The organism is Bacillus sp. AF62 (assembly GCF_050312695.1).
Lineage (GTDB): Bacteria > Bacillota > Bacilli > Bacillales > Bacillaceae_G > Bacillus_A > Bacillus_A cereus.
Genome location: NZ_JBNPJZ010000119.1, coordinates 1 through 2431 on the forward strand (window position 1 = coordinate 1; position 2431 = coordinate 2431).

A 2431-nucleotide genomic window follows, 5' to 3' on the forward strand; every position below is an offset into this window, starting at 1 on the left:
TAGTTGGGACCTTGTCCCTGTGAGAGTAGGACGTCGCCAAGCAACTTTAAGACGAGTCAGAATGACTCGTCTTTTTTATGTTTTGTAACTTCTTTTCAAAGCTAATTACATATTTATATAAGTTTCATTAGATTTCTTTCGTGATTTTTGATATGTAATTTAAGATTTTCTATTTTATTTCTTAAAGATAAGATTCACTGGTGTGTTAAAATAGTACAGTTGTTTTTTTGATGTACTTTAATATAAGAAGATTTAAGTTAGAAAAGGAGATAATATGAAAAGGATAGGTATAATTACTATAGTAGTCTTAGTCCTTCTATTAATCGTGTATATGTTAGTTGGGAATTATTTTTATAACTACGCATTGAATGCGAAACAAGAAAAAGAATTTTTGCAAGATAATCCTCATTTAGTAGAAACGGTAAATGCATCGGGAGATGTATTGGCTACAAATGAAGAAAAGAATGCGAACTTCGTATCGAAGTATAAACCTAACACATTAACTATACGTTCTTTCGATAAATTGAATTTAAAAGGCTATGAATATATGAATGAATCATCTAGTCATAAATGGGCAATTGTGGTTCATGGATACAATGGTAGAGCATCAGAAATGACGAAATATATTCGTAACTTTTATGAACAAGGCTATAATGTCATAGCACCAGACCTTCGTGGGCACGGAAATAGTGAAGGGGATTATGTTGGTATGGGCTGGAATGATCGTAAAGATGTTTTGATTTGGATTCAACAAATCTTAAAGAAAGATCCTAATGCTGAAATAGCTCTATTTGGTGTTTCAATGGGCGGGGCAACTGTAATGATGACTTCAGGAGAAGATTTACCTTCTAATGTTAAAGTTATTATTGAAGATTGTGGATACTCAACCGTTATTGATGAATTTACTTATCAGCTAAAAGATTTATTCCACTTGCCGAAGTTTCCTGTTATGAATGCGGCAAATACAGTTACAAAATTAAGAGCTGGATATGATTTAGAAGAAGCTTCAGCTGTAAAACAAGTGGCGAAAAGTAAAACACCTATGCTATTCATTCATGGGGATGCTGATACATTCGTTCCTTTTGAAATGTTAGATGAAGTATATAATGCTGCAAAAGTAGAAAAAGAGAAATTAATTGTTCCAGGTGCTGGGCATGGAGAAGCGGAGAAAGTAGATTCGAATAAATATTGGAATACCGTATGGAAGTTCGTAGGGAAGTATATTCCGGCATAATTAAAGTTGTTGCATTTATATAGACGATAATCGGAGGGATAATAGTTAATCCTTTTGATTATCGTTTTTTTTGTTAATTAGGTAGTCTGCTATAAGTGTATTTTTGTATGTACTATATGAAGGAGATAGAGCAAAAACTTTTGAATTCCTTAATCTCAGTGCTACAATGATTGAAAACTAAATGTTAATGAGGTGTTTATATGAAAATTGAGGTTTGGTCGGATTTTGTATGCCCATTTTGCTATATTGGGAAACGTAGATTAGAGATGGCTTTAGAGCAATTTCCACATAAGAAGGATGTTGAAGTTGAGTTTAAAAGTTTTGAGTTGGATCCGAATACTCCCGTTTACTCTGGAACAAGTATTAATGAAGTGCTTGCATCAAAGTATGGAATTAGTATTGAAGAAGCTAAGCGTAATAACGTACAGCTAGGAAATCATGCAGTTAGTATGGGTTTAAGTTTTAATTTTGATGAGATGAAGCCGACGAATACGTTTGATGCGCATCGTCTTGCGAAGTTTGCAAAGAATCATGGAAAAGAAAAGGAGATTACGGAGAATCTACTTTTTGCATATTTCACTGAATCGAAAAATTTAAGTGATGTGGATACACTTGCTATTATCGCTGCAGCCTCAGGTTTAGATAAGCAAGAAGCTTTAAATGTTATTAATGATAAAAATGCGTACGCAAATGATGTTAGAATTGATGAAGCGATTGCTCAGCAATATCAAATTTCGGGAGTGCCTTATTTTATTATTAATCAAAAGTATGCTATTTCAGGTGCACAACCACTTGAAACTTTTGTCGGTGCACTTCAGCAAGTTTGGGAAGAAGAGAATCCTGCACCGAAGTTACAGGAACTTTCAGCAGAGGGTGGAAGCGATCTTTCTTGTGCTGATGGAAGTTGTTCGGTGCCGTCGAAAGAACAATAGTTTTTATGGTAGAAGAGCACCCCATAGATTGTTCTGCGGGGTGCTTGTATATAACTATAGAAGAAATACGTAAATGAAATCTATAAAATATAAAGTTTTTTAAAAAACATATTGACGATTATACTTTAGAGGTGTAATATAGAACAAGTCGCCGATGACATTAACGTCGCAAGCGACAAACGAAATGGAAAACTTAGTTGACATTAACTAATGAAGATGTTAACATAAGGAAGTCGCAAATGAGCGACCAAGTAGTTCTTTGAAA

2 protein-coding genes are annotated in these 2431 nt (G+C 34.0%); both read left to right on the forward strand.

Going from position 1 to position 2431, the window contains the following annotated elements:
• Positions 1 to 274 precede the first annotated feature (274 nt).
• Positions 275 to 1234, forward strand: a complete 960-nt coding sequence (locus ACQRBL_RS28605; RefSeq protein WP_063546247.1) for an alpha/beta hydrolase — start codon at positions 275 to 277, stop codon at positions 1232 to 1234.
• A gap of 200 nt (positions 1235 to 1434) precedes the next feature.
• On the forward strand, positions 1435 to 2166 hold the full coding sequence (locus tag ACQRBL_RS28610) for a DsbA family oxidoreductase (protein ID WP_411996815.1): 732 nt from the start codon (positions 1435 to 1437) through the stop codon (positions 2164 to 2166).
• The last annotated feature ends 265 nt before the right edge of the window (positions 2167 to 2431 follow it).